The sequence below is a fragment of the Mesorhizobium sp. WSM1497 genome (assembly GCF_001672455.2).
Taxonomy (GTDB): domain Bacteria; phylum Pseudomonadota; class Alphaproteobacteria; order Rhizobiales; family Rhizobiaceae; genus Mesorhizobium; species Mesorhizobium ciceri.
The window spans coordinates 1,914,285-1,934,128 of record NZ_CP021070.1; the positions used below are offsets into that span (position 1 = coordinate 1,914,285).

Annotated in this window: 21 protein-coding genes and 1 tRNA gene; 12 read left to right on the forward strand and 10 right to left on the reverse strand. The window is 63.5% G+C overall.

What is annotated here, in order from left to right:
* Window positions 1-177: 177 nt before the first annotated feature.
* The 3 genes from msrA to A9K65_RS09395 form a co-directional block, all read right to left on the reverse strand.
* Complete coding sequence (msrA, locus tag A9K65_RS09385; RefSeq protein ID WP_013529638.1) at window positions 178-843, reverse strand: peptide-methionine (S)-S-oxide reductase MsrA; 666 nt, start codon at window positions 841-843, stop codon at window positions 178-180.
* A gap of 32 nt (window positions 844-875) precedes the next feature.
* On the reverse strand, window positions 876-1,199 hold the full coding sequence (locus A9K65_RS09390) for a hypothetical protein (protein ID WP_064995587.1): 324 nt from the start codon (window positions 1,197-1,199) through the stop codon (window positions 876-878).
* Between the two features lie 306 nt (window positions 1,200-1,505).
* On the reverse strand, window positions 1,506-2,210 hold the full coding sequence (locus A9K65_RS09395; protein ID WP_245322014.1) for a hypothetical protein: 705 nt from the start codon (window positions 2,208-2,210) through the stop codon (window positions 1,506-1,508).
* Window positions 2,211-2,571: 361 nt separating this feature from the next.
* Here A9K65_RS09395 and A9K65_RS09400 point away from each other — a divergent pair.
* From A9K65_RS09400 to A9K65_RS09445, 10 genes are all read left to right on the forward strand, one after another.
* Window positions 2,572-2,661 (forward strand) — tRNA-Ser (locus A9K65_RS09400).
* Window positions 2,662-2,773: 112 nt separating this feature from the next.
* Window positions 2,774-2,998, forward strand: a complete 225-nt coding sequence (locus tag A9K65_RS09405) for an alkylphosphonate utilization protein (RefSeq protein WP_013529641.1) — start codon at window positions 2,774-2,776, stop codon at window positions 2,996-2,998.
* 258 nt (window positions 2,999-3,256) lie between these two features.
* Window positions 3,257-3,559: a DUF982 domain-containing protein gene (locus A9K65_RS09410; protein WP_013529642.1), complete on the forward strand. Its 303-nt coding sequence runs from the start codon at window positions 3,257-3,259 to the stop codon at window positions 3,557-3,559.
* 450 nt (window positions 3,560-4,009) lie between these two features.
* A complete protein-coding gene (locus tag A9K65_RS09415; protein ID WP_032808122.1) occupies window positions 4,010-4,099 on the forward strand; it encodes a K(+)-transporting ATPase subunit F in 90 nt (29 codons plus the stop codon).
* A 20-nt stretch (window positions 4,100-4,119) separates the two neighbouring features.
* The gene (gene kdpA, locus A9K65_RS09420; protein ID WP_064995589.1) at window positions 4,120-5,823 is read left to right on the forward strand and encodes a potassium-transporting ATPase subunit KdpA; all 1,704 of its coding nucleotides are present in this window, start codon (window positions 4,120-4,122) and stop codon (window positions 5,821-5,823) included.
* 25 nt (window positions 5,824-5,848) lie between these two features.
* Window positions 5,849-6,046, forward strand: a complete 198-nt coding sequence (locus A9K65_RS09425) for a hypothetical protein (protein WP_224621338.1) — start codon at window positions 5,849-5,851, stop codon at window positions 6,044-6,046.
* On the forward strand, window positions 6,043-8,136 hold the full coding sequence (gene kdpB / locus A9K65_RS09430; RefSeq protein WP_027161361.1) for a potassium-transporting ATPase subunit KdpB: 2,094 nt from the start codon (window positions 6,043-6,045) through the stop codon (window positions 8,134-8,136). The genes A9K65_RS09425 and kdpB overlap by 4 nt, the downstream gene beginning before the upstream one ends.
* A 74-nt stretch (window positions 8,137-8,210) precedes the next feature.
* The gene (gene kdpC, locus A9K65_RS09435) at window positions 8,211-8,777 is read left to right on the forward strand and encodes a potassium-transporting ATPase subunit KdpC (RefSeq protein ID WP_027161362.1); all 567 of its coding nucleotides are present in this window, start codon (window positions 8,211-8,213) and stop codon (window positions 8,775-8,777) included.
* Window positions 8,778-8,831: 54 nt separating this feature from the next.
* On the forward strand, window positions 8,832-11,561 hold the full coding sequence (locus A9K65_RS09440; RefSeq protein WP_064995590.1) for a sensor histidine kinase KdpD: 2,730 nt from the start codon (window positions 8,832-8,834) through the stop codon (window positions 11,559-11,561).
* Window positions 11,558-12,250 (forward strand): response regulator transcription factor, encoded by a 693-nt coding sequence (locus A9K65_RS09445; protein WP_013529648.1) that lies wholly within the window; start codon window positions 11,558-11,560, stop codon window positions 12,248-12,250. Before A9K65_RS09440 ends, A9K65_RS09445 begins: the two co-directional genes overlap by 4 nt.
* Window positions 12,251-12,265: 15 nt before the next feature.
* Here the strand turns inward: A9K65_RS09445 and A9K65_RS09450 are convergent, their stop codons facing one another.
* From A9K65_RS09450 to A9K65_RS09480, 7 genes are all read right to left on the reverse strand, one after another.
* Complete coding sequence (locus tag A9K65_RS09450) at window positions 12,266-13,702, reverse strand: MFS transporter (protein WP_064995591.1); 1,437 nt, start codon at window positions 13,700-13,702, stop codon at window positions 12,266-12,268.
* Between the two features lie 222 nt (window positions 13,703-13,924).
* On the reverse strand, window positions 13,925-14,407 hold the full coding sequence (locus tag A9K65_RS09455; RefSeq protein ID WP_024502782.1) for a DUF992 domain-containing protein: 483 nt from the start codon (window positions 14,405-14,407) through the stop codon (window positions 13,925-13,927).
* A 91-nt stretch (window positions 14,408-14,498) separates the two neighbouring features.
* Window positions 14,499-14,975 carry a DUF992 domain-containing protein gene (locus A9K65_RS09460; RefSeq protein ID WP_024502781.1) on the reverse strand — a complete coding sequence of 159 codons (477 nt, stop codon included), beginning with the start codon at window positions 14,973-14,975 and terminating at the stop codon, window positions 14,499-14,501.
* A 209-nt stretch (window positions 14,976-15,184) separates the two neighbouring features.
* The gene (locus A9K65_RS09465) at window positions 15,185-16,027 is read right to left on the reverse strand and encodes a tetratricopeptide repeat protein (protein WP_013529652.1); all 843 of its coding nucleotides are present in this window, start codon (window positions 16,025-16,027) and stop codon (window positions 15,185-15,187) included.
* Window positions 16,028-16,165: 138 nt separating this feature from the next.
* Window positions 16,166-16,444: a 30S ribosomal protein S21 gene (rpsU, locus tag A9K65_RS09470; protein ID WP_013529653.1), complete on the reverse strand. Its 279-nt coding sequence runs from the start codon at window positions 16,442-16,444 to the stop codon at window positions 16,166-16,168.
* A 177-nt stretch (window positions 16,445-16,621) separates the two neighbouring features.
* On the reverse strand, window positions 16,622-17,008 hold the full coding sequence (locus A9K65_RS09475) for an SET domain-containing protein-lysine N-methyltransferase (RefSeq protein ID WP_013529654.1): 387 nt from the start codon (window positions 17,006-17,008) through the stop codon (window positions 16,622-16,624).
* 111 nt (window positions 17,009-17,119) lie between these two features.
* A complete protein-coding gene (locus tag A9K65_RS09480; RefSeq protein WP_013529655.1) occupies window positions 17,120-17,878 on the reverse strand; it encodes an SDR family oxidoreductase in 759 nt (252 codons plus the stop codon).
* A 269-nt stretch (window positions 17,879-18,147) separates the two neighbouring features.
* Here A9K65_RS09480 and A9K65_RS09485 point away from each other — a divergent pair, with 269 nt between their 5' ends.
* Both A9K65_RS09485 and A9K65_RS09490 read left to right on the forward strand, forming a co-directional pair.
* Window positions 18,148-19,401 (forward strand): sarcosine oxidase subunit beta, encoded by a 1,254-nt coding sequence (locus A9K65_RS09485; protein WP_064995592.1) that lies wholly within the window; start codon window positions 18,148-18,150, stop codon window positions 19,399-19,401.
* Window positions 19,401-19,841, forward strand: coding sequence for a hypothetical protein (locus tag A9K65_RS09490; protein WP_024502778.1), 441 nt, complete (start codon window positions 19,401-19,403; stop codon window positions 19,839-19,841). Before A9K65_RS09485 ends, A9K65_RS09490 begins: the two co-directional genes overlap by 1 nt.
* The last annotated feature ends 3 nt before the right edge of the window (window positions 19,842-19,844 follow it).

The following is a 19,844-nucleotide window of genomic DNA, read 5'->3' on the forward strand; positions in this document are numbered from 1 at the left end:
TTACGCACCGCATGCCGGCCCGGTTCTCCGGCAGGCATGCGACGTCAGCCAGGAGTGTATTCCCTCCCGCTCGGCGGCAATCTGGCATGGCCCGAAACAAAATTCACGCGGAATTTTGACCTTTTGGAAAAGCTTGGTGCGGGCAAGCCGCACCGCAGCTTGTCCTTGCGCCAAGTGTCAGGCGGAGGCGGCGGCAGGGATGGCGCAAGCGACACCGGTGCCTTTGAGGTTGCACGTGCCGTAAGGGTTCTTCGCCAGATATTGCTGGTGATCGGCTTCGGCGAAGTAGAATTCGGCCGCCGGGGCGATCTCGGTGGTGATCCTGCCGTGGCCGGCACCGCGCAGCGAGGTCTCATACGCATCGCGCGAGGCGCTCGCCGCCAACAGTTGCGCCTCGTCGCTCGTGTAGATCGCTGAACGATAGGCGGTGCCGACATCATTGCCCTGGCGCATGCCCTGCGTGGGATCGTGGCTTTCCCAGAACAGCTTCAGAAGCCCAGCATAGGAGACGATCCCGGGGTCATGGACCACCAGCACCGCTTCGGCATGACCGGTTAGCCCGGTGCAGGTCTCCTGATAGGTCGGATTGGGCGTGAAGCCGCCGGCATAGCCGGCCGCGGTGACCCAGACGCCTTCGATCTGCCAGAACAGCCGCTCCGCAGCCCAGAAGCAGCCGAGCCCGAACATGGCCGTCTCCAGCCCCTCGGGATAAGGACCCTTGAGCGGTCTTTTCAAGACCTTGTGCCTGGATGCGGTCGGGATCGCCCTGGCGCGGCCCGGCAGGGCCTCGGAGGGCTTCGGCAGATTGAGCTTCTTGTTCAGCATGTCGCTGAGAAAGAACATGCGCGGGTTTCCCTCTCTTCGCGGAAAGCGGATCAGTTTGCGACGAACTGTCCGGCGCGACGTTGCCGCCTGTAGCCTATCGCATAGAGCAGGAAAGCCATCACCGCGAACACGGCGAAGCCCGGCTGGTTCAGCACCCAGGCGATGGCGCCATCCCACAGCAGCGGGCTGGTCTTGGTTCGGATGAAGGTCTCGAAGGCGGCCCGCGTGTCGGGCGAGACCGCCAGCCAACTGCTGTTGAGCGGGGTCAGCACCAGCACGGAGGCCGCCACTGTGCGTGTCGCGTCGAGCACCGCCATGATGACGGAAATCGACAGCGCGATCATTGCAGCAAGACGAAAGACGAAGCGAAACATCAGAACCCTCCTCCGGGCTGGTCCTCTGCCGAGGGACTTTTCAGAGATAGAATGCGCATGGCTGGATCGCAATCGCCATACGCGAATTTGCAGACTCCAAACTCAGGTCAACGGAGGGCCGGACGACAGTCAGTCGGGTCGCTTTTCATTGACATGTGAGGGCAGCTATGCTAATAATTTCGGTATGGCGTTGACTTGCGCCGAGGACCCGCCGCACAGGCGGGTTTTTGCGTTTGGTGCTCGCAAACCGACGCGCCGGCGAAGTCTCCAAAGACCGTGTGAACCCGGATTTGTTGCCCGCGCGAATTATGCGGCCGGCTTCCTTTTGTGCCGGTGGACACGCCAGACAGCAAAAACGCCGCCGCCGATGGCGCCGATCACCAGACCGGCCAGGCCGGTGAACACGGCGAAATAGCCGCAGGCGCCCTCGAAACAGCTCATCTCGGTGGCATCGGCGATCAGCGAGCCGATGGCGAATCCGCCCACGGCGCCGATGACCGCGCCCAGGACGATGCCGAGCAGCGCGGCGATGACCGAGACGAAGGCCGATGGGCTCTCGGTTTTAGGATTGACATAAACGGCATCGGCTTCGGATCCATGGCGCAGCAGATAGATGCAGAGCGCGCCGATGGCGATTTCGGCGCCGGTGATGACAAGCGCCTGGCCCGAGAAGACGAATCCCGGCACCGTAGGGGCATAGGCATGGATGACCAGCAGCCCGACGATTATGGCAATCTGCCAGATCGTGAACTGGCGCGGGAAGCGGGCCGAGCGGCCGAAGGCGAGGCCGAGCAGGTAAAGCCCCCATAGGATGGTGACGATGTCGACGACGAGCCCGCCATAGATAAGGTAAAGCACGCTGTCTGGCAGGCCGGTGGCGCCGACCGCGGGCCAGACGGAGATCAGGCCGTAGACCGACCACGCCATGACGAAGACAAGCCAGCCCACCGGCACGAAGGACAGCCCGCTGTCCGGCCGCCTGACTGGCGTCTGTCCATTGCTCGATGTCATGTCCGCACAATGCCCCCGCAAAGCCTCGGCACCCGACAGGCAACTCCGGGGGAAGTCAAGGGCGGCCGTCCCTGCGGTCCTGCCTGTGCACACCATTGCAGCGGCGGCGGCCGCAAAAACGGGCATGCCGGCGGCCTCGTGAAAGACTGTGTGGCCGGCAAAGCGAATAGACTGCCGTTATGGCTTGGCATTCGCCGTCGGATCGACTAGATGAGCCCCGCGCCTGTTGCTTCGACGGCTCAGGTGCAGGGGAAGGCGTTTGCTGGTTGGCGACGCCGATGGCGAAAGTTCCGTCTTGCCCCAAGGGAGGTGCATCTCCCCAACCCGCGCGGCAAAACCGGCCGACGCGACATGCATGGACGGAGAGGTGGCCGAGTGGTTGAAGGCGCACGCCTGGAAAGTGTGTTTACGGGAGACCGTAACGCGGGTTCGAATCCCGCTCTCTCCGCCATCCTGCTTCGCTCTACGAGCTTCGCAGGACAAGCCCGAGCCTTTGCGCGAAGCAGGGCGGTAAACATCCCGCCGCGCTCTGCCCTTGAAACCTGCCAATCACAGGAGATGGCATGCCGAACGATGTAATCGTGCGCGACAGCAATGGCGCTCAATTGAATGACGGCGATTCCGTCACGCTGATCAAGGACCTCAAAGTCAAAGGCACTTCGGAAACGATCAAGCGCGGCACGTTGGTGAAGGCTATCCGCCTGAACGGCAATCCCGGCGAGATCGAATGCAACACCAAGCAAGTGAAAGGCCTGGTGCTCAAGACCGAGTTCGTGAAGAAGGCGTGAGCCTCAGGGCGGCAAGCGATCTCGATGGCTCCTTCGGGATTTTGGAGAGCCTGCCGTCGCCAAGTGGAAGCGGAGCCGTTGAGCGTCCGGCACATGATCGTTGCGCTGCGAAATTGATAATTTCGCCGACCAGGCACAATCAAAAACCGCCAAGACCCAAGTCTGGAACCTCCGGCCTCATTGCGCGTTTCAGGGCGTCCCGTTCGCGGACCCGCCGGATATCTCTCCAAGCGCGCAAAAAAACCAGGAGCCCGCTTCATGCACGATAAGCTGTTTCATTCCCCGGTCGCACTCTCGGTCGGCCTTGGCTTCAAACGCGAGATTGCGTCGCTGGCCGAAATGCACGACTTCCTCACCAATTGGACGACCTCCCGCCGCGGCCCGCTCTACCGCAACGCGGTGGAAGCATGTGAACTCGCCATCCCAGGCTATGTGACCATCGAGCAGGCCCGCCACGCGCTCGTCCAGTTTGCGCAAGCTTCTTGTATCCTGTGGCCGGACCTCGAGCCGGTGGCGGGCGTGCACGCCGTTGCGCGTGGCTATGGCGGCTACGCCGCCTGAAGATCGATACCCTCCGTGGCGGCTAAAGCCACACCACCATAGAAGGCCCGGCTGGCCCCAGCCGGGCTTTCCCGTTTCCGGCAGCTCGCAAGCAAATCGCAATCCTGTGGCTGGCCGCCTGCCTTGCGCGACAATCCCTGCGTGGAGTGTTGGGAAGAGCCCGCGCAAAAATCTTTATGAAATTCCTATTTCTTTCCACTGCGCCCCGTCTCGAACCTTTATGGCGATCGGGTCCATATTCCCTTCAGAAAACACATTCGGTTTCGTCGCCAAAGATGCGACGGGACACTTTCGAGATATTGCGAAATCTCCTGTCAAATTCGCAAAGTACAAAAGAACAAAAGGAATAACACAATGGATATATCCGTTATCGGGATCGGAATTTTGTTCTTCACCCTTTGTTTCGCCTACATCAAAGTTTGCGACGCGCTCTAGAGCGAGGCTGAAAAAATGATCGTCGACTATATTCTCGGTGGCGGCGTGACGCTGTTCCTGCTCGCCTACCTGACCTACGCGCTCGTTCGTCCAGAACGCTTCTGAAGGCACGGAAAGCCACAGCCATGACACTGAACGGTTGGATACAGATCCTGGTCTATTGCGGGATCGTCATATTGCTGGTGAAGCCGCTCGGCGGCTACATGCACCGCGTCTTCAACGGCGACCGGACGCTGCTCTCGCCCGTCTTCGGCCCGCTCGAGCGCGGGCTGTACCGTGTTTGCGGAACCAGCGAACGCGAGGAACAGCACTGGACCACCTATGCGGTCGCCCTGCTGCTCTTCAACCTTGCCGGCTTCCTGGTGCTCTACGCCCTGCAGCGCCTGCAGGGCAGCCTGCCCTACAACCCGGCCGGCATGACAGCGGTTGAACCAGGGCTCGCCTTCAACACCGCCGCCAGCTTCATGACCAACACCAACTGGCAGAACTATGGTGGCGAGAGCACGATGTCCTATCTCGTGCAGATGGCCGGGCTGACGGTGCAGAACTTCGTTTCGGCGGCCACGGGCATTGCCATAGCCATCGCGCTGATCCGCGGCTTTGCCCGGGCTTCGGGCAAGTCGATCGGCAATTTCTGGGTCGATATGACCCGCTCCACACTCTATTTGCTGCTGCCGTTCTGCGTCGTGCTGACGCTGGCCTATGTCTGGCTCGGCATGCCGCAGACGCTGGGCGCCTATGTCAACGCCACGACGCTCGAAGGCGCGCAGCAGACCATCGCCGTCGGCCCGGTCGCTTCGCAGGTGGCCATCAAGATGCTCGGCACCAATGGCGGCGGCTTCTTCAACGCCAATGCCGCGCACCCGTTCGAGAACCCCGACGCGATCTCCAACCTGATCCAGATGGTGTCGATCTTCGCCATCGGCGCCGCCTTGACCAATGTCTTCGGCCGCATGATCGGCAACCAGCGCCAGGGCTGGGCGATCCTCTCGGCCATGGGCGTCATGTTCATCGCCGGTGTCGCCATCTGCTACTGGGCGGAAGCCGCCGGCAACCCGCTGGTGCATGCGCTGGGCATCGACGGCGGCAACATGGAGGGCAAGGAGACACGTTTCGGCATCGCCTTGTCGGCGCTGTTTGCCGTCATCACCACGGCCGCTTCCTGCGGCGCCGTCAACGCCATGCACGGCTCGTTCACGGCGCTCGGCGGCATGATCCCGATCATCAACATGCAGCTTGGCGAAGTCATCGTCGGCGGTGTCGGCGCGGGCCTCTACGGCATCCTGATGTACATCGTCGTCGCCGTCTTCGTCGCCGGCCTGATGGTCGGTCGCACGCCCGAATATCTCGGCAAGAAGATCGAGGCCAAGGAGGTCAAGATGGCGATGCTGGCCATATTGTGCCTGCCGCTGGCGATGCTGATCTTCACGGCCATCGCCGTCGTGCTGCCGACCGGCGTGGCGTCGATGGGCAATGCCGGCCCGCACGGCTTCTCCGAGGTCCTCTATGCCTACACGTCGGCGGCGGCCAACAACGGTTCGGCCTTTGGCGGCCTCAGCGGCAACACGCCCTGGTACAACATCACCATCGGCATCGGCATGCTGATGGGCCGCTTCCTGGTCATCATCCCGGCGCTGGCCATTGCCGGCTCGCTGGTGGCGAAGAAAACGGTTCCGGCCTCCGCCGGCACCTTCCCGACCGACGGCCCGCTGTTCGTCGGGCTGCTGATCGGCGTCATCCTGATCGTCGGTGGCCTCACCTTCTTCCCCGCGCTCGCCGTCGGGCCGATCATCGAGCACCTGGCGATGGCTCACGGGCAGACCTTCTGAGGCCGCCATGTCGTGGTTCAATGCCATGCGCCGCAAGGTCGCCCACAGGGACGATCACGGAAAGGAGGAGGGACCTCCTCCTTTCCCGACCCTGTCGACGTTTCTCGGCCTTGCGGCAGTCATGCTCGTCCTCTGGCTGCTGGCCTACGGGCCGCCCCATCTCTTTTCGGCATCCGATCATCCGGTGCCGTCCAACAACACCGAAGCCGGAGCTTCAAAATGAGCAACTCGAAATCAGCCAGCATCATGGATGCCAGCATCCTGCTTCCCGCCATCGGCGGCGCCTTCCGCAAGCTCGACCCGCGCACGCTGGCCAGGAACCCGGTGATGTTCGTCGTTGCCGTCGTCTCGGCGCTCACCACCGTGCTGTTCGTCAAGGACCTGGTCTCCGGCGGCGGCAATCTCGGCTTCACGCTGCAGATCATCATCTGGCTTTGGTTCACCGTGCTGTTCGCCAACTTCGCCGAAGCGGTCGCAGAAGGCCGCGGCAAGGCGCAGGCGGATTCGCTGCGCAAGGCACGCACCGAGACCAAGGCCAAGCTTTTGACCGGTGAAGACCGCACCAAATACAAACTTGTGCCCGGCACCAGCCTCAAGGTCGGCGATGCCGTGCTGGTCGAGGCCGGCGACATCATCCCGTCCGACGGCGAAGTGATCGAAGGCGTCGCTTCGGTCAACGAGGCCGCGATCACGGGCGAATCCGCGCCGGTGATCCGCGAATCCGGCGGCGATCGTTCGGCGGTCACCGGCGGCACGCAGGTGCTGTCCGACTGGGTTCGCGTGCGCATCACGGCGGCTTCCGGCCACACCTTCCTCGACCGCATGATCTCGCTGGTCGAAGGTGCGGAGCGCCAGAAGACGCCGAACGAGATCGCGCTCAACATCCTGCTCGTCGGCATGACGCTGATCTTCGTGCTGGCCACCGCGACGATCCCGAGTTTTGCTTCCTATTCGGGCGGCTATATTTCGGTGACCGTTCTGGTGGCGCTGTTCGTCACCTTGATCCCGACCACGATCGGGGCGCTGCTTTCGGCCATCGGCATCGCCGGCATGGACCGTCTGGTGCGATTCAACGTGCTGGCCATGTCGGGTCGCGCCGTGGAAGCCGCAGGCGACGTCGACACGCTGCTGCTCGACAAGACCGGCACGATCACGCTCGGCAACCGCCAGGCGACGCAGTTCCGCCCGGTCAAGGGCGTCACCGAACAGGAACTGGCCGACGCGGCCCAGCTTGCCTCGCTCGCCGACGAAACGCCGGAAGGCCGTTCCATCGTCGTGCTGGCCAAGGAGAAATACGCCATCCGCGCCCGCGACATGGCAACGCTGCACGCCACCTTCGTGCCCTTCACAGCACAGACCCGTATGAGCGGCGTCGACATCGATGGTTCGTCGGTGCGCAAGGGCGCCGTGGATTCCGTGCTTGCCCATGTCAACCAATCGACGGTCGCAGCCCATGCCACGCGGCCCGGCAGCGATACCGTCAGGGATCTCCAGGCCATCGCCGACGAGATCGCCAAGTCCGGCGGCACGCCGCTGGCGGTCGAACGCGACGGCCGCCTGCTCGGCGTCATCCACCTCAAGGACATCGTCAAGGGCGGCATCAGGGAGCGCTTCACCGAACTGCGCCGCATGGGCATCCGCACGGTGATGATCACCGGCGACAACCCGATGACGGCGGCGGCGATCGCCGCGGAAGCCGGCGTCGACGACTTCCTCGCCCAGGCCACACCGGAGGACAAGCTGAAGCTGATCCGCGACGAACAGGCCAAGGGCAAGCTGGTTGCCATGTGCGGCGACGGCACCAACGATGCGCCGGCCCTCGCGCAAGCCGATGTCGGTGTCGCCATGAACACCGGCACGGTTGCCGCCCGCGAGGCCGGCAACATGATCGATCTCGACAGCGATCCGACCAAGCTCATCGAGATCGTCGAGATCGGCAAGGCGCTCTTGATGACGCGGGGCTCGCTGACGACCTTCTCGATCGCCAACGACGTCGCCAAATATTTCGCCATCATCCCGGCGATGTTCGCCGTCTTCTACGTCGCACCGGGACAGACGACCGGTCCGCTGCAGGCACTCAACGTCATGCATCTGGCGACGCCGCAGAGTGCCATCCTGTCGGCCATCATCTTCAACGCGCTGATCATCATCGCGCTGATCCCGCTGTCGCTGAAGGGCGTCAAATATCGGGCCATCGGCGCCGGCGCGCTGCTCAGCCGCAATCTTCTCGTCTATGGCCTCGGCGGCCTCATCGTGCCTTTCGTCGGCATCAAGGCGATCGACATGATCGTCACCGCGCTTGGCCTCGCTTAACTCTTTGTTTTAACGCAATTCCCTAGGGAAAACCGCTTCACACTTCTCCTGGAATTGCTTTGAGGAACATCTCCATGCTCACCCAGATAAGACCCGCGATCATCATGATCGTCTTCTTCACGGTCCTAACCGGCCTGATCTATCCCCTGGGCATGACCGGCATCGCCCAGGCGCTGTTTCCGCGGCAGGCCAATGGCAGCCTGGTCGAGAGGGACGGCAAGATCATCGGCTCCGAATCGATCGGCCAGGGGTTTGCCAGCGACAAGTATTTCCACGGCCGCCCTTCGGCTGCCGGCGACGGCTACAATGCAGCCGCCTCGAGCGGCAGCAATCTCGGCCCGACCAGTCCCAAGCTGATCGACCGCATCAAGGGCGACGCCGAGAAGTTGAAAGCGGAAAACCCGAACCAGCCTGTTCCGATGGATCTGGTGACGACGTCCGGCAGTGGCCTCGATCCCGACATCAGCCCGGAAGCCGCCTACTTCCAGGTCGCCCGGGTGGCCAAGGCCAGGGGCATCGAGGAGGCCAGGGTCAAGGCGCTTGTCGATGCCCAAGTCGAGGGCAGGGAACTCGGCTTCATGGGCGAGCCTGTGGTCAATGTGCTCGGTCTCAACCTTGCGCTGGACGTAGCGAAAGAGTGAATGGCGGCGGCCGGGGATCGACAGTACCCCCGGCGCCATCCATGATCGATCCCGATGCCTGACGACAGAAGCAGCGACACCAGACCCTCGCCCGACGCACTGCTTGACCATGCCGAGCGGGAGGGTCGCGGCCGCCTAAGAATTTTCCTCGGCGCGGCACCCGGCGTCGGCAAAACCTATGAGATGCTGATGTCGGGCCGCGCCAGGCTGGCCGACGGCGTGGATGTGGTGATCGGCGTCGTCGAGACGCATGGCCGCAAGGAGACGCTGGCCCTGGTCGAGGGCTATGAGGTCATTCCCCGCCGCAAGGTCGACTACAAAGGGCGCATCCTCGACGAGATGGATATCGATGCCATCCTCGCCCGGCGCCCGGCGCTGGTTCTTGTCGACGAACTCGCCCACACCAATGCGCCCGGCAGCCGCCATCCCAAGCGCTATCTCGATGTCCAGGAGATCCTGACGCACGGCATCGACGTCTATACGACGCTCAACATCCAGCATGTCGAAAGCCTGAACGACGTCGTCGCCCAGATCACCAAGGTCAGGGTTCGCGAGACGGTTCCCGATTCCATCATCGACCAGGCCGACGATGTCGAGATCATCGATCTCACCCCCGACGACCTGATCAAGCGGCTCGAGGAAGGCAAGGTCTATTTCCCCAACACCGCGCAGCGCGCGATCGAGAACTATTTCTCGCCGGGCAACCTGACGGCGCTCAGGGAACTGGCGCTGCGCCGCACCGCGCAGCGTGTCGACGACCAGTTGCTCATCCATATGCAGGCGCACGCCATTCCCGGACCGTGGGCGGCAGGCGAAAGGGTCCTCGTCTGCCTCGACGCGCGACCTGGAGGAGCGGCCCGCGTGCGCTATGCGCGCAGGCTGGCCGACCGGCTGCGTGCGCCGTGGACGGCGCTGCACGTCGACAGCACGCGCTCGGCCAGCATGCCTGAGGATGACAAGGACCGGCTGGCGACGAACCTGCGCCTTGCCCAGCAGCTTGGCGCCGAGGTGACGACCATTCCGGGTCAGAATGTGGCGCAGGACATCGTGCGTTATGCGACGGCGAACAATTTTACCCATATCGTCGTCGGCAGGCCGACCCGGTCGCGCTGGCGCGAATTGATCGAAGGCTCGCTCACCTATGATCTCATCCGCAATGCCGGCGATATCAGCGTCCATGTCATTTCGGGAAGCGAACGCGGCACCGAGGCGGCGTCGCGGAGCGTCAAGGCGGCCGACGAGCAGTGGCAGTTCGAAATCCGGCCCTATCTCAAGGCGACGGCCTTTGTCATCGGCTCGCTCGCCTTCGCCGTCCTTCTCGATCAGTTTCTCGACGTTCGCAATCTGGCGATCATTCTGCTCATCGGGGTGCTGGCATCGGCGGTGACCGGCGGCCTGTGGCCGGCTCTGTATGCTTGTTTCGTCAGCGCCCTTGCTTTCAATTATTTCTTCCTGGAGCCCCGCTATACGCTGACGATCAGGGATCCGGAGAGCATCGTCGCGCTTGGCGTCTTTCTCGTCGTTGCGGTCATTGCCAGCAATCTGACGGCGCGCGTGCAGCGCCAGGCGGTCGCCGCCCGCTCGCGGGCGCGGGCGACCGAGGACATCTACCTCTTTTCGAAGAAGCTCGCCGGCGCCGGGACGCTGGACGACGTTCTCTGGGCCACCGCCTTCCAGATCGCCTCGATGCTGAAGCTGCGCGTGGTGCTGCTTTTGCCGGAAGACGGGACGATCACCGTCAAGGCCGGCTATCCGCCTGACGACACGCTGGCCGAAGCCGACATCGCCGCCGCCCGCTGGGCCTGGGAGCATAATCGTGCCGCGGGTCGCGGCGCCGACACGCTTCCGGGCGCCAAGCGCCTCTATCTGCCCTTGCGGACAGGACGCACTCCCATCGGCGTCGTCGGCCTCGACAACGACAAGCAGGGACCGTTGCTGACGCCCGAGCAGCAGCGGCTTCTCGACGCACTGGCCGACCAGGCGGCAGTCGCCATCGAACGTATCCAACTGGTCGCCGACGTCGACCGGGCCAAGCTCGCCGCCGAGGCGGACAGGCTGCGCTCGGCGCTGCTCACCTCCATTTCCCATGATCTGAAGACGCCGCTCGCCGCCATCATGGGCGCCGCCGGCACGCTGCGGGATTTTTCAGCAGCACTTCCCGAACCGGATCGGGCCGAACTGCTGTCGACGGTGCTCGACGAATCCGAGCGGTTGAACCGCTTCATCGCCAATCTGCTCGACATGACCAAGATCGAGTCCGGCGCGATGGAGCCGAACTACGCCTTTCACTATGTCGGCGACATGGTCGGCTCTGCCCTGCAAAGGGCCAGGAAAATCATCGGCGAGCACAAGATCGAGACGGACATCCCCAGGGATTTGCCGATGTTGAAGGTCGACCCGGTGCTGTTCGAGCAAGCGTTGTTCAATCTTCTCGACAATGCGGCGAAATATGCCCCGGCCGGCTCGACGATCCGCGTCCAGGGCTGGACCGACAATGGCTCCGTCCTGCTGCAGATCATGGATGAAGGGCCGGGCATTCCTCCCGGCGATCTGGAACGGATTTTCGACACCTTCTACCGGGTGCGCAAGCGCGACCAGATCCGCGCCGGCACCGGGCTCGGCCTGTCGATCTGCCGCGGCTTCATCGAGGCGATGGGTGGCACGATCACGGCGGCAAACCGGACCGACGGTTCGGGCGCGGTCTTCACCATCAAAATGCCCAAGCCGGCAAATCCGCCCAATTTCGACGCTTCGAATACCGACGATGTGGGTGACCTGGCATGACAAACTCGAACGTCAGGATACTGGTCGTCGATGACGAGCCTCCGATCCGCAAGCTGCTGCGCGTCGGCCTCGGCAGCCAGGGCTACGCGATCAGCGAGGCGCCGAATGCCAGGGCGGCCATCGAACTGATGGAGGCGGAGAAGCCGGACCTCGTCTTGCTCGACCTTGGCCTGCCCGGCATGAGCGGCCATGAGTTGCTGCGCAAATGGCGCGACGACGGCCTCGACATTCCGGTGGTCATCCTGTCCAGCCGGACCGACGAGGCCGGTATCGTCCAGGCCCTGGAGCTCGGCGCCGACGACTATGTCACCAAACCCTTCGGCATGAACGAACTGGTCGCACGCATCCGCGTGGCGCTCCGCCACAAGTTCCAGCAGCAGGGAGAGAAGCCGATTTTCCAGACCGGCGATCTCAGCGTCGATCTGGTCAAGCGCATCGTCAAGGTCGAGGGCAAGGAGGTAAAGCTGTCGCCGAAGGAATACGACATCCTGCGCATGCTGGTGCAGCACGCCGGCAAGGTGCTGACCCACCATTTCCTGTTGAAGCAGGTCTGGGGCGACTCGACCGACGTGCAGTATCTCAGGGTCTATGTGCGGCAGCTCAGGCAGAAGATCGAGAAGAGCCCCGACCAGCCGCGCTACATCACCACCGAGACCGGCGTCGGCTACCGCCTGCGCGAGGTCGAATGAGCGGGTTGGGCGCTTCTAGCCAGTAGCTTCCAGCTGCTGGCCAAGCGGCCTGGAAACCCGCAAGGCCGCCAGGCAGCCGACAATGCCGAGCGGGACGAAGGCAAGAAACAGCCAGGACGCAACATTCGCCGCCGCGTCGTGGTTCAAACCTTGCGAAAAGCCGCTGGCATTGGCGACGATGCCGGCAAGGGGTGCACCCACGGCGTAGCCGATGCGCTGCATGGTCGGCACCGCCGCCGAGGCGATGGTCTGCTCGCTCTTCGGGGCGGAGGCGACGATGACGCGTGTCAGGAACGGCCAGGCGATGCCGAAGCCGCCGCCTTGCAACAGGGCGCAGATCAGGATGAGCGGGATGGAACCCAGGGGTATCGTGTAGGCAAAGCCGGCGATGCCGGCCGCGATCATCACCGCGCCGCTGATGATAATCAGCCGCTCGCGCCGCGGCGGCGCGTTGGCGACCAGGATCGACAGGATCGACCAGGCGATCGACTCGGCGGCGATGATGTAGCCGGTGGTCAGCAGCGGAATGTCGTGAAGGCTGGTCAGCAGCAGCGGCCCGTAGACGCCGAAGGAACAGGTGGCCACCGAAAAGGCGGCAACCATGGTCATGCCGGCGCCGACCGGCGTGCGCCATGAGAACAGCCGCGCCGGGAACAGCCGCGAAAGCGGCTTCAGCGCGTCGATGGTGAAGAACAGCAGCAGGCCGATGAGGCCGAAGGCCATCAGCAGCGAAGAGCGCAGCAAGGCGATGTCGACGCCGGCCGAGGCGATCAGCACCACGGCAACGGCAAGGCAGGCAAGGGCCGCGAACGGGAAGGGCGGCGCCCCGCCTGCGCTCGCCTTCGGCCTCGTCGCCTCCGGCGTGTCGAGCACGATGAAACTTGCCAGCGCCATGGCTGCGCCGCCGAGGGTGAAGATGCCGAAGGCCCAGCGCCATGACAAAAGCTCGGTCATGATCGCGCCGAGCAATGGTCCGCTGAAGGCGGCGACGCCCCAGATCGCCGACATGATGCCGAAAAGCTGCGGCCAGATGGCGCGCGAGAACAGTCGTTCGACCGAGACGAAGGCCAGCGACACCAGCGCACCGCCGCCAAGTCCTTCGATCAGGCGGCCGGCGAGGAACAGTTGCATGGAAGGCGAGGTGGCGCAGATCAGGGCGCCTGCTGCGTAGAGCAGGGCTGCGACCACCATGTTGGTGCGCAAGGGGACATAACTCACCAGCCGTCCGGCGGCCGCGCCGGCAACGATGGCACCGAGTTCGTAGATCGCCAGCGACCAGCCGACGAGCTGCACGCCCGCCAGTTCGCCGACCATGGCCGGCATCACCGTTGCCACCATCGTCTCGTTGGTGGCGTGCAACAGGATGCCGAGGCTGATGAAGCAGAAGCGCGCCAGGTCGCCGCTTGCCCATAATCCGCGCCAGTCGACCTTGTTTGTACTGATCCCGGTCATTTCCACCCCTGTCTTGCATATCTCGACGCCAGCGCAGGACGCCAGAAGCCAGTGCGGCTTTCCGGCAGGACCATGCGGTTCGACAGCGCCGGATCGGGCGCCGCATCGAGGCGTTGTTGCGTTCGGGGCAGGCTTGTAAAACCTCAACCGGGGTTGAGCTCAAGCGGTTTTTTGAGGACCGTTCGCGCGGCAGCCTTTCCGATTGGCGGGTTCGTTGCGCGATCAGTTCTCGGTGCTGCGCAGCTGGAACTGGCTGACGCCGATCGCGAGGTTCATGCCGGTCTGCGTCTGCAAGCTGAGCGGCTGCAAGGTGAAGGCCTGAGCGGAGCCGCCGACCAGGAGATTGGCGCCGGCGCCGACGGCGGCCGTCACCTCGGCGCTGGCGCCGATGTAGTCGCCGGCCAGCGCACCCGGCGCGTAGATGTTCTTCAGCGGCGTCAGCACGATCCACTGCATGACCGTCTGCTTCGTCGTGCCGATGTCGAGGCCGTATTTGTTGACGGCGCCGAAATAGGCTTCCGGCGCGAAGCTCTTGTCGGCGGGGTTGAAGGTGCAGCTCAGATCCTTGCTCGAGCCGAAGATGAAGCCGGTGCCGCCGCCAATGGCACAGTCAAGCGTGCCGAGTTCTACGCCACCGTCCTGCGCCTGCGCTGCTCCGACAAACACGGTAGCGAATATGGCAGCAGCAATGGCTGTCTTCAGCATGATGGTCCCCTCAAAAATCAACGGCGCGGAACCATCCTATCTGGTTCCGCGCCGCGGGGTGAGGGGTCATGGAGCGCACGGCTCCATGCGATCACTTGAATGAATGGATCAGCTGGAGCGAGGTCACGGCCACGGCAAGGTTGACGCCGGTCTGCGCTTGGACGCTGAGCGGCTCCAGCATGAAGGCGCTGTCCAAGCCGCCAACCAGCAGATTGGCGCCGCCGCCGGTCACCACGCTCGCCTCGGCGTTGACGCCGTAATAGCTGCCGGCGAGATCGCCTCCGTCACGGTCCCGGGTCGCAGCCAGCACGGCCCAAACGAGCTGGCCCTGATGCGTCTGGCCGACATCGAGGCCGATCTTGGAGATGACGCCTGTGTAAACCTCGGACGGCCCGTGATGATGAGGCCGGAAGACACAGGACACGCCCTTGTTGGAAGCGACGATATAAGCGGTGCCGCCGTCGATGGTGCAATCGAGCGTGCCGAGTTGCAGCTTGCCGGCGCTGGCTGGAGCCACCGCGAACATCGTCGTGGCGAGGGCAGCGGCGCAGGCGAGTTTCTTGATCATGGGAGGGTCCTTTCGCAAATTGCTTTTCGATAACGGCTTGGGAGGCCAGACCGTTCCGCTGAAAACTTGGCGCGATCAAGGCAGGGGCCGAAAGCCTCCTGCCGGGGTTAATGCGCAGTTGCGAAGTGCGTCTTTTCGGACACGCCAAGAATCCCGCGGCACTTGGATGTCACGCGGCTTTGTATGGGAAGCGTTTGCCGAAACCGAGATCAGCTGACGCGGGCGAGGCCATCCTTGGCCGGCTGGTAGGTCGGGTCGAGGCGAACGGCTTCCTTATAGGATTTCGCGGCTTTCGCCTTGTCACCGCGCCGCTCGTAGATCAGCGCCTGGTTGGCCCAGGCCTCGGCGTTCTTGCCGTCGAGCTTGATCGCCATGTTGAAATCGGAGAAGGCGTTGTCCTCGTCATTGGTCGCCAGATAGGAGAGGCCGCGGCCGTTGTAGGGCTCGGCGGCGTCCGGCGCCAGCGAGATGGCGGTCGAGAAATCCTCGATGGCGAATTTGTGCTGGCCCTGGCTCTGATAGATCAGGCCTCGATTGTGGTAGGCGCGCGCGTCGGTCGTATCGAGCTGGATCGCCTTCTGAAAGTCGTTGAAGGCGTCCTGGGTGCGACCCGCCTTGCGGTAGAGATTGCCGCGGCCGATATAGGCGGCGTCATAGTTCGAGTTGATCTGGATCGAACGGTTGTAGTCCGCGAGTGCGGCTTCCTGGTTGCCGAGGAAGCGCTGGATGAGCGCACGATTCGAATAGGCCTGGAAGAAATTCGGATTGAGCTGGATGGCTTGATTGAAATCCTTGAGCGCCGCCTGGTACTGACCGCCACGGCCATAGGCCGAGCCGCGCACATTGTAGCCTTCGGGATCCTGGGGATTGCGCTGGATGACCGCCGAGAGCGAGGAAATGTTCTCGCTCGAGCCTTGCGCCTTGTCGATGTTGTTGAATTCACCGGTCGGGCCCGCCGTTTGGCAGCCGGCAAGCGCCAGTCCGGAGAGCAGGGCCGCTGTCAGGGCGAAACCACGCAATGCGGTCCCGCGCTCCACGCTCGTTGCGTTCATGTCTGCCCTGTCCTCACTTCAAGCCGCGTCGTTCAGATCCGGCTCCCCCTCCGGACCGGTCACATCAAAACAAAAAGGTGGCGGCGATTCCACATCGCGCCACCTCTGATATCCTTCGAAAAGGACGAAAAATTGGCGTTAGAACCGCGGCGGACGCGGAGCGCCAGCTGCACCACCAGCGGCGCCGGCAGCAACAGGGCGCGGCGTCATCGGCAGCAGGCCTTCGCGCTGGGCGCGCTTGCGGGCCAGCTTGCGGGCGCGGCGAACGGCTTCAGCCTTTTCGCGGGCGCGCTTCTCGGACGGCTTCTCGTAGTGACCGCGCATCTTCATTTCGCGGAAAATGCCTTCGCGCTGCATCTTCTTCTTGAGAGCGCGAAGCGCCTGATCAACGTTATTGTCGCGGACGAGTACCTGCACGGGCAATCCTGTCTTTCGGGTTTGATATCAACAGGCAAGCGATCATAGCCGCTAGCCTCCGCGGCGGTTTACACCACGAATTGTGGCGGCTGATAGCAGAATCATGCCGCGCTGTCCACAGCGGAAATGAATTTGCGGTGTCAGCCGCAGTCTGTTTGCCTTGAGATAAGGAGCCGACTAGGCCGTCGCGAGGTGCAGCAGCTCGAAATCCTCGAAGAACTCGCCGTAGTCGCAGGTGATCTCCTCGCCCACGGCGATGTCGCGGGTCGCGGTGGCCCCGCCATATTGCGAAAAATCCGTATTCGGATTGCTGGAATGGTTCATGAAGCGGCCATTGTCGACTTCATAGACCATGAAACCTGGCCGGTCGGGGCTGGGATAGGCATAGCGGTCGAGCAGTTCCCTGAGATGCGGGGGTGCCGCTTCGTATTTGTCCATGGGGACCAGTCGGTCGAAATCCGGATCGAGCCGCCAGATCGAAGCCCCTTTCCTGATCGGCTCCGCAGCGAACACGCCGACGCCTTCGATCGCACTCGCAGTCACATAGGTTCTGATCAGCAACATGGTTCCAGACCCCGCTTTTGGACAGAAACGGCATCGCCAAATCGCGGCGAAAAATCAAGACCGGCCGTCTGCCTGGCGGCTATGAGCATGCATTCCGGACGCGAAAAGTCTTCACGTCCGATTGATCGACACGCCGCCATCGGCAAACAGAGCGGCTCCGGTGGTAAAGCTCGAGGCATCGGAGGCGAGATAGAGTGCCGAACGGGCGATCTCCTCCGGCATAGCGACACGCTTCAAAGCATGCAGGCCTTCGACGAAGGCCCGTGATTCCGGAGTCTTGAAGGTTGCCGCCGGCGTGTCTGTGCCGCCGGGCAGCAGCGCGTTGACCCGCACGCCTTTCGGGCCGTATTCGGCGGCAAGCACCTGTGTCAGTCCGATCAGGCCGGCCTTGCTTGCGGCATAACTGGTCATGCCTGGCATGCCGACTGTGTGGCCGACGAAGGTGGAGGTGAAGATCAGCGAACCACCGCCACGCTCGACCATTGCCGGCACCTGGTATTTGGCGCCGAGAAACGCGCTGGTGAGATTGGTGTCGAGCGTCTCGCGCCAGCCTTCCAGCGGCAATTCGGCTATCGGTCCCATCAGGCCGACAGCGCCGGCATTGTTGAAGGCGATGTCGAGCCCACCGAACTTTTCGGCCGCCAGATCGACAAGGGCCTTTGCGTAGGCTTCGTCGCGGACATCGCCGGCAAGCGCGATGGCGATGCCATCGGCATCCGCGATTTCGGCGACAAGCGCGTCGAGCTCGGCCTGGCGGCGGGCGGCGACGATGACCTTGGCGCCTTCCTCGGCAAAGAGTTTTGCCGTGGCGCGGCCGATGCCGGAACTGGCGCCGGTGACGATGGCGACCTTGTTGGCGAGTGCGAACATTTTTGCATCCTTTTCTTCGCGCCGGCTTGACCGGCAGTTGGGATGCTTGGTCGCAGATCAAGGCAAAGCGAGCCACCCGATACCCGCCAAGATGCTGGAAAGCGCCGACGCGCCGGATGCGTCTTTTTCACCACGGCGCAAAACGGCAAGCGCCGTCGCAAACAGCGCAAGGGTGGAAGCGCTGTTTCGCTAGTGATACACCTCGCGCGCCGGGACCGAATGAACGCCGGCCGCCATTCGCGAAGCCTTTTTGGGGCGAGGTTGGGACGTTGAAGAAATATTCGGTATTCGCCATCGCCCGTGAAGCCATGCGCGGCCACAAGGGCTGGGAAGAACAGTGGTCCTCGCCTGAGCCCAGGAAAGAATACGACGTCATCATCGTCGGCGCCGGCGGCCATGGCCTGGCCACCGCCTATTACCTCGCCACGGTTCACGGCATCACCAATGTCGCGGTGCTGGAAAAGGGCTGGCTCGGCGGCGGCAACACAGGCCGCAACACCACCATCATCCGCTCCAACTATCTCTATGACGAGAGCGCCGGCATCTACGACCATGCACTGAAGCTGTGGGATGGGCTGAGCCAGGAGCTCAACTACAACGTCATGTATTCGGCGCGCGGCGTCATGATGCTCGCGCACAATGTGCACGACGTGCAGGTGCTGAAGCGCCACGTGCACGCCAACCGGCTGAACGGTATCGACAATGAGTGGCTGACGCCGGAGCAGGCGAAGGAATTCTGCCCGCCGCTCAACACCTCCAAGGATGCGCGCTATCCGGTGGTCGGTGCGGCGCTGCAGCGGCGCGGCGGCACGGCGCGCCACGATGCGGTTGCCTGGGGCTATGCGCGCGGCGCCTCGGCGCGCGGCGTGCACATCATCCAGAATTGCGAGGTCACCGGGGTCAAGCGGGCGGCCAATGGCGCGGTTTTGGGCGTCGACACGACGCGCGGCTTCATCGGTGCCAAGAAGGTCGGCGTCGTTGCCGCCGGCCATTCCTCAGTGATCATGAACATGGCCGGCGTGCGCATGCCGCTGGAGAGTTATCCATTGCAGGCGCTGGTGTCGGAACCGGTCAAGCCGGTGGTGCCCTGCGTGGTCATGTCGAACACGGTGCACGCCTATATCTCGCAGTCCGACAAGGGCGAGCTGGTGATCGGCGCCGGCACCGACCAGTATGTCTCCTATTCGCAGACCGGCGGCCTGCACATATTGCAGCACACGCTGGACGCCATCTGCGAGATGTTCCCGATCTTCACGCGCATGAAGATGCTGCGCTCGTGGGGCGGCATCGTCGACGTCACGCCCGACCGCTCGCCGATCCTGGCCAAGACGCCGGTGCCCGGCCTTTATGTCAATTGCGGCTGGGGCACGGGCGGCTTCAAGGCGACGCCGGGCTCGGGCCATGTCTTTGCCCACACCATCGCCAAAGACGATCCGCATCCGATCAACGCGCCTTTCACCATCGAGCGCTTCCGCACCGGCCGGCTCATCGACGAGGCGGCGGCGGCGGCGGTGGCGCACTGATGATGGCTGGGATGGCTGTCGCGATGCCGCTGATGCTGGCGGGGGAACACGTGCTGGCGGGGGAACGGGGCATGTTCCATTTTCCGTCGGCTGACGAAGTGCGCACGCAACCGATCAGCCGCACCGGCAACGAGACCGTCTGGCCGTTTTCGGTCGACGACGGCACGCTGGCCTGCGTCTGGAGCGGCGGCCAGCGGGTGGTGATGTTCTTCGAGGGACGTCCCGAAGGGCTTGACGAAGACGAGACATTCCAGCCGCGTCAAGTCATCGTCACCACCGATCCGATGCAACTCACTCTCGGCAACATGGCGTCGCGCGATCTGTTTCGTCCCGCTGCAAGCGTGGAGGAACGCATCCGGCTCGTCGCGCCGTTCGCGACCCTGGGACAGAAGCTTTGCGATCAACCGGCGGGCGCCCGCGTCGGCCACGGCGAATTGTAGGAA

Coding starts and splice junctions, on each gene's coding strand:
- msrA (WP_013529638.1), bottom strand. CDS start 843: ATGTTCTTTCTCAGCGACATGCTGAACAAGAAGCTCAATCTGCCGAAG.
- A9K65_RS09390 (WP_064995587.1), bottom strand. CDS start 1,199: ATGTTTCGCTTCGTCTTTCGTCTTGCTGCAATGATCGCGCTGTCGATT.
- A9K65_RS09395 (WP_245322014.1), bottom strand. CDS start 2,210: ATGACATCGAGCAATGGACAGACGCCAGTCAGGCGGCCGGACAGCGGG.
- A9K65_RS09405 (WP_013529641.1), top strand. CDS start 2,774: ATGCCGAACGATGTAATCGTGCGCGACAGCAATGGCGCTCAATTGAAT.
- A9K65_RS09410 (WP_013529642.1), top strand. CDS start 3,257: ATGCACGATAAGCTGTTTCATTCCCCGGTCGCACTCTCGGTCGGCCTT.
- A9K65_RS09415 (WP_032808122.1), top strand. CDS start 4,010: ATGATCGTCGACTATATTCTCGGTGGCGGCGTGACGCTGTTCCTGCTC.
- kdpA (WP_064995589.1), top strand. CDS start 4,120: ATGACACTGAACGGTTGGATACAGATCCTGGTCTATTGCGGGATCGTC.
- A9K65_RS09425 (WP_224621338.1), top strand. CDS start 5,849: ATGCGCCGCAAGGTCGCCCACAGGGACGATCACGGAAAGGAGGAGGGA.
- kdpB (WP_027161361.1), top strand. CDS start 6,043: ATGAGCAACTCGAAATCAGCCAGCATCATGGATGCCAGCATCCTGCTT.
- kdpC (WP_027161362.1), top strand. CDS start 8,211: ATGCTCACCCAGATAAGACCCGCGATCATCATGATCGTCTTCTTCACG.
- A9K65_RS09440 (WP_064995590.1), top strand. CDS start 8,832: ATGCCTGACGACAGAAGCAGCGACACCAGACCCTCGCCCGACGCACTG.
- A9K65_RS09445 (WP_013529648.1), top strand. CDS start 11,558: ATGACAAACTCGAACGTCAGGATACTGGTCGTCGATGACGAGCCTCCG.
- A9K65_RS09450 (WP_064995591.1), bottom strand. CDS start 13,702: ATGACCGGGATCAGTACAAACAAGGTCGACTGGCGCGGATTATGGGCA.
- A9K65_RS09455 (WP_024502782.1), bottom strand. CDS start 14,407: ATGCTGAAGACAGCCATTGCTGCTGCCATATTCGCTACCGTGTTTGTC.
- A9K65_RS09460 (WP_024502781.1), bottom strand. CDS start 14,975: ATGATCAAGAAACTCGCCTGCGCCGCTGCCCTCGCCACGACGATGTTC.
- A9K65_RS09465 (WP_013529652.1), bottom strand. CDS start 16,027: ATGAACGCAACGAGCGTGGAGCGCGGGACCGCATTGCGTGGTTTCGCC.
- A9K65_RS09475 (WP_013529654.1), bottom strand. CDS start 17,008: ATGTTGCTGATCAGAACCTATGTGACTGCGAGTGCGATCGAAGGCGTC.
- A9K65_RS09480 (WP_013529655.1), bottom strand. CDS start 17,878: ATGTTCGCACTCGCCAACAAGGTCGCCATCGTCACCGGCGCCAGTTCC.
- A9K65_RS09490 (WP_024502778.1), top strand. CDS start 19,401: ATGATGGCTGGGATGGCTGTCGCGATGCCGCTGATGCTGGCGGGGGAA.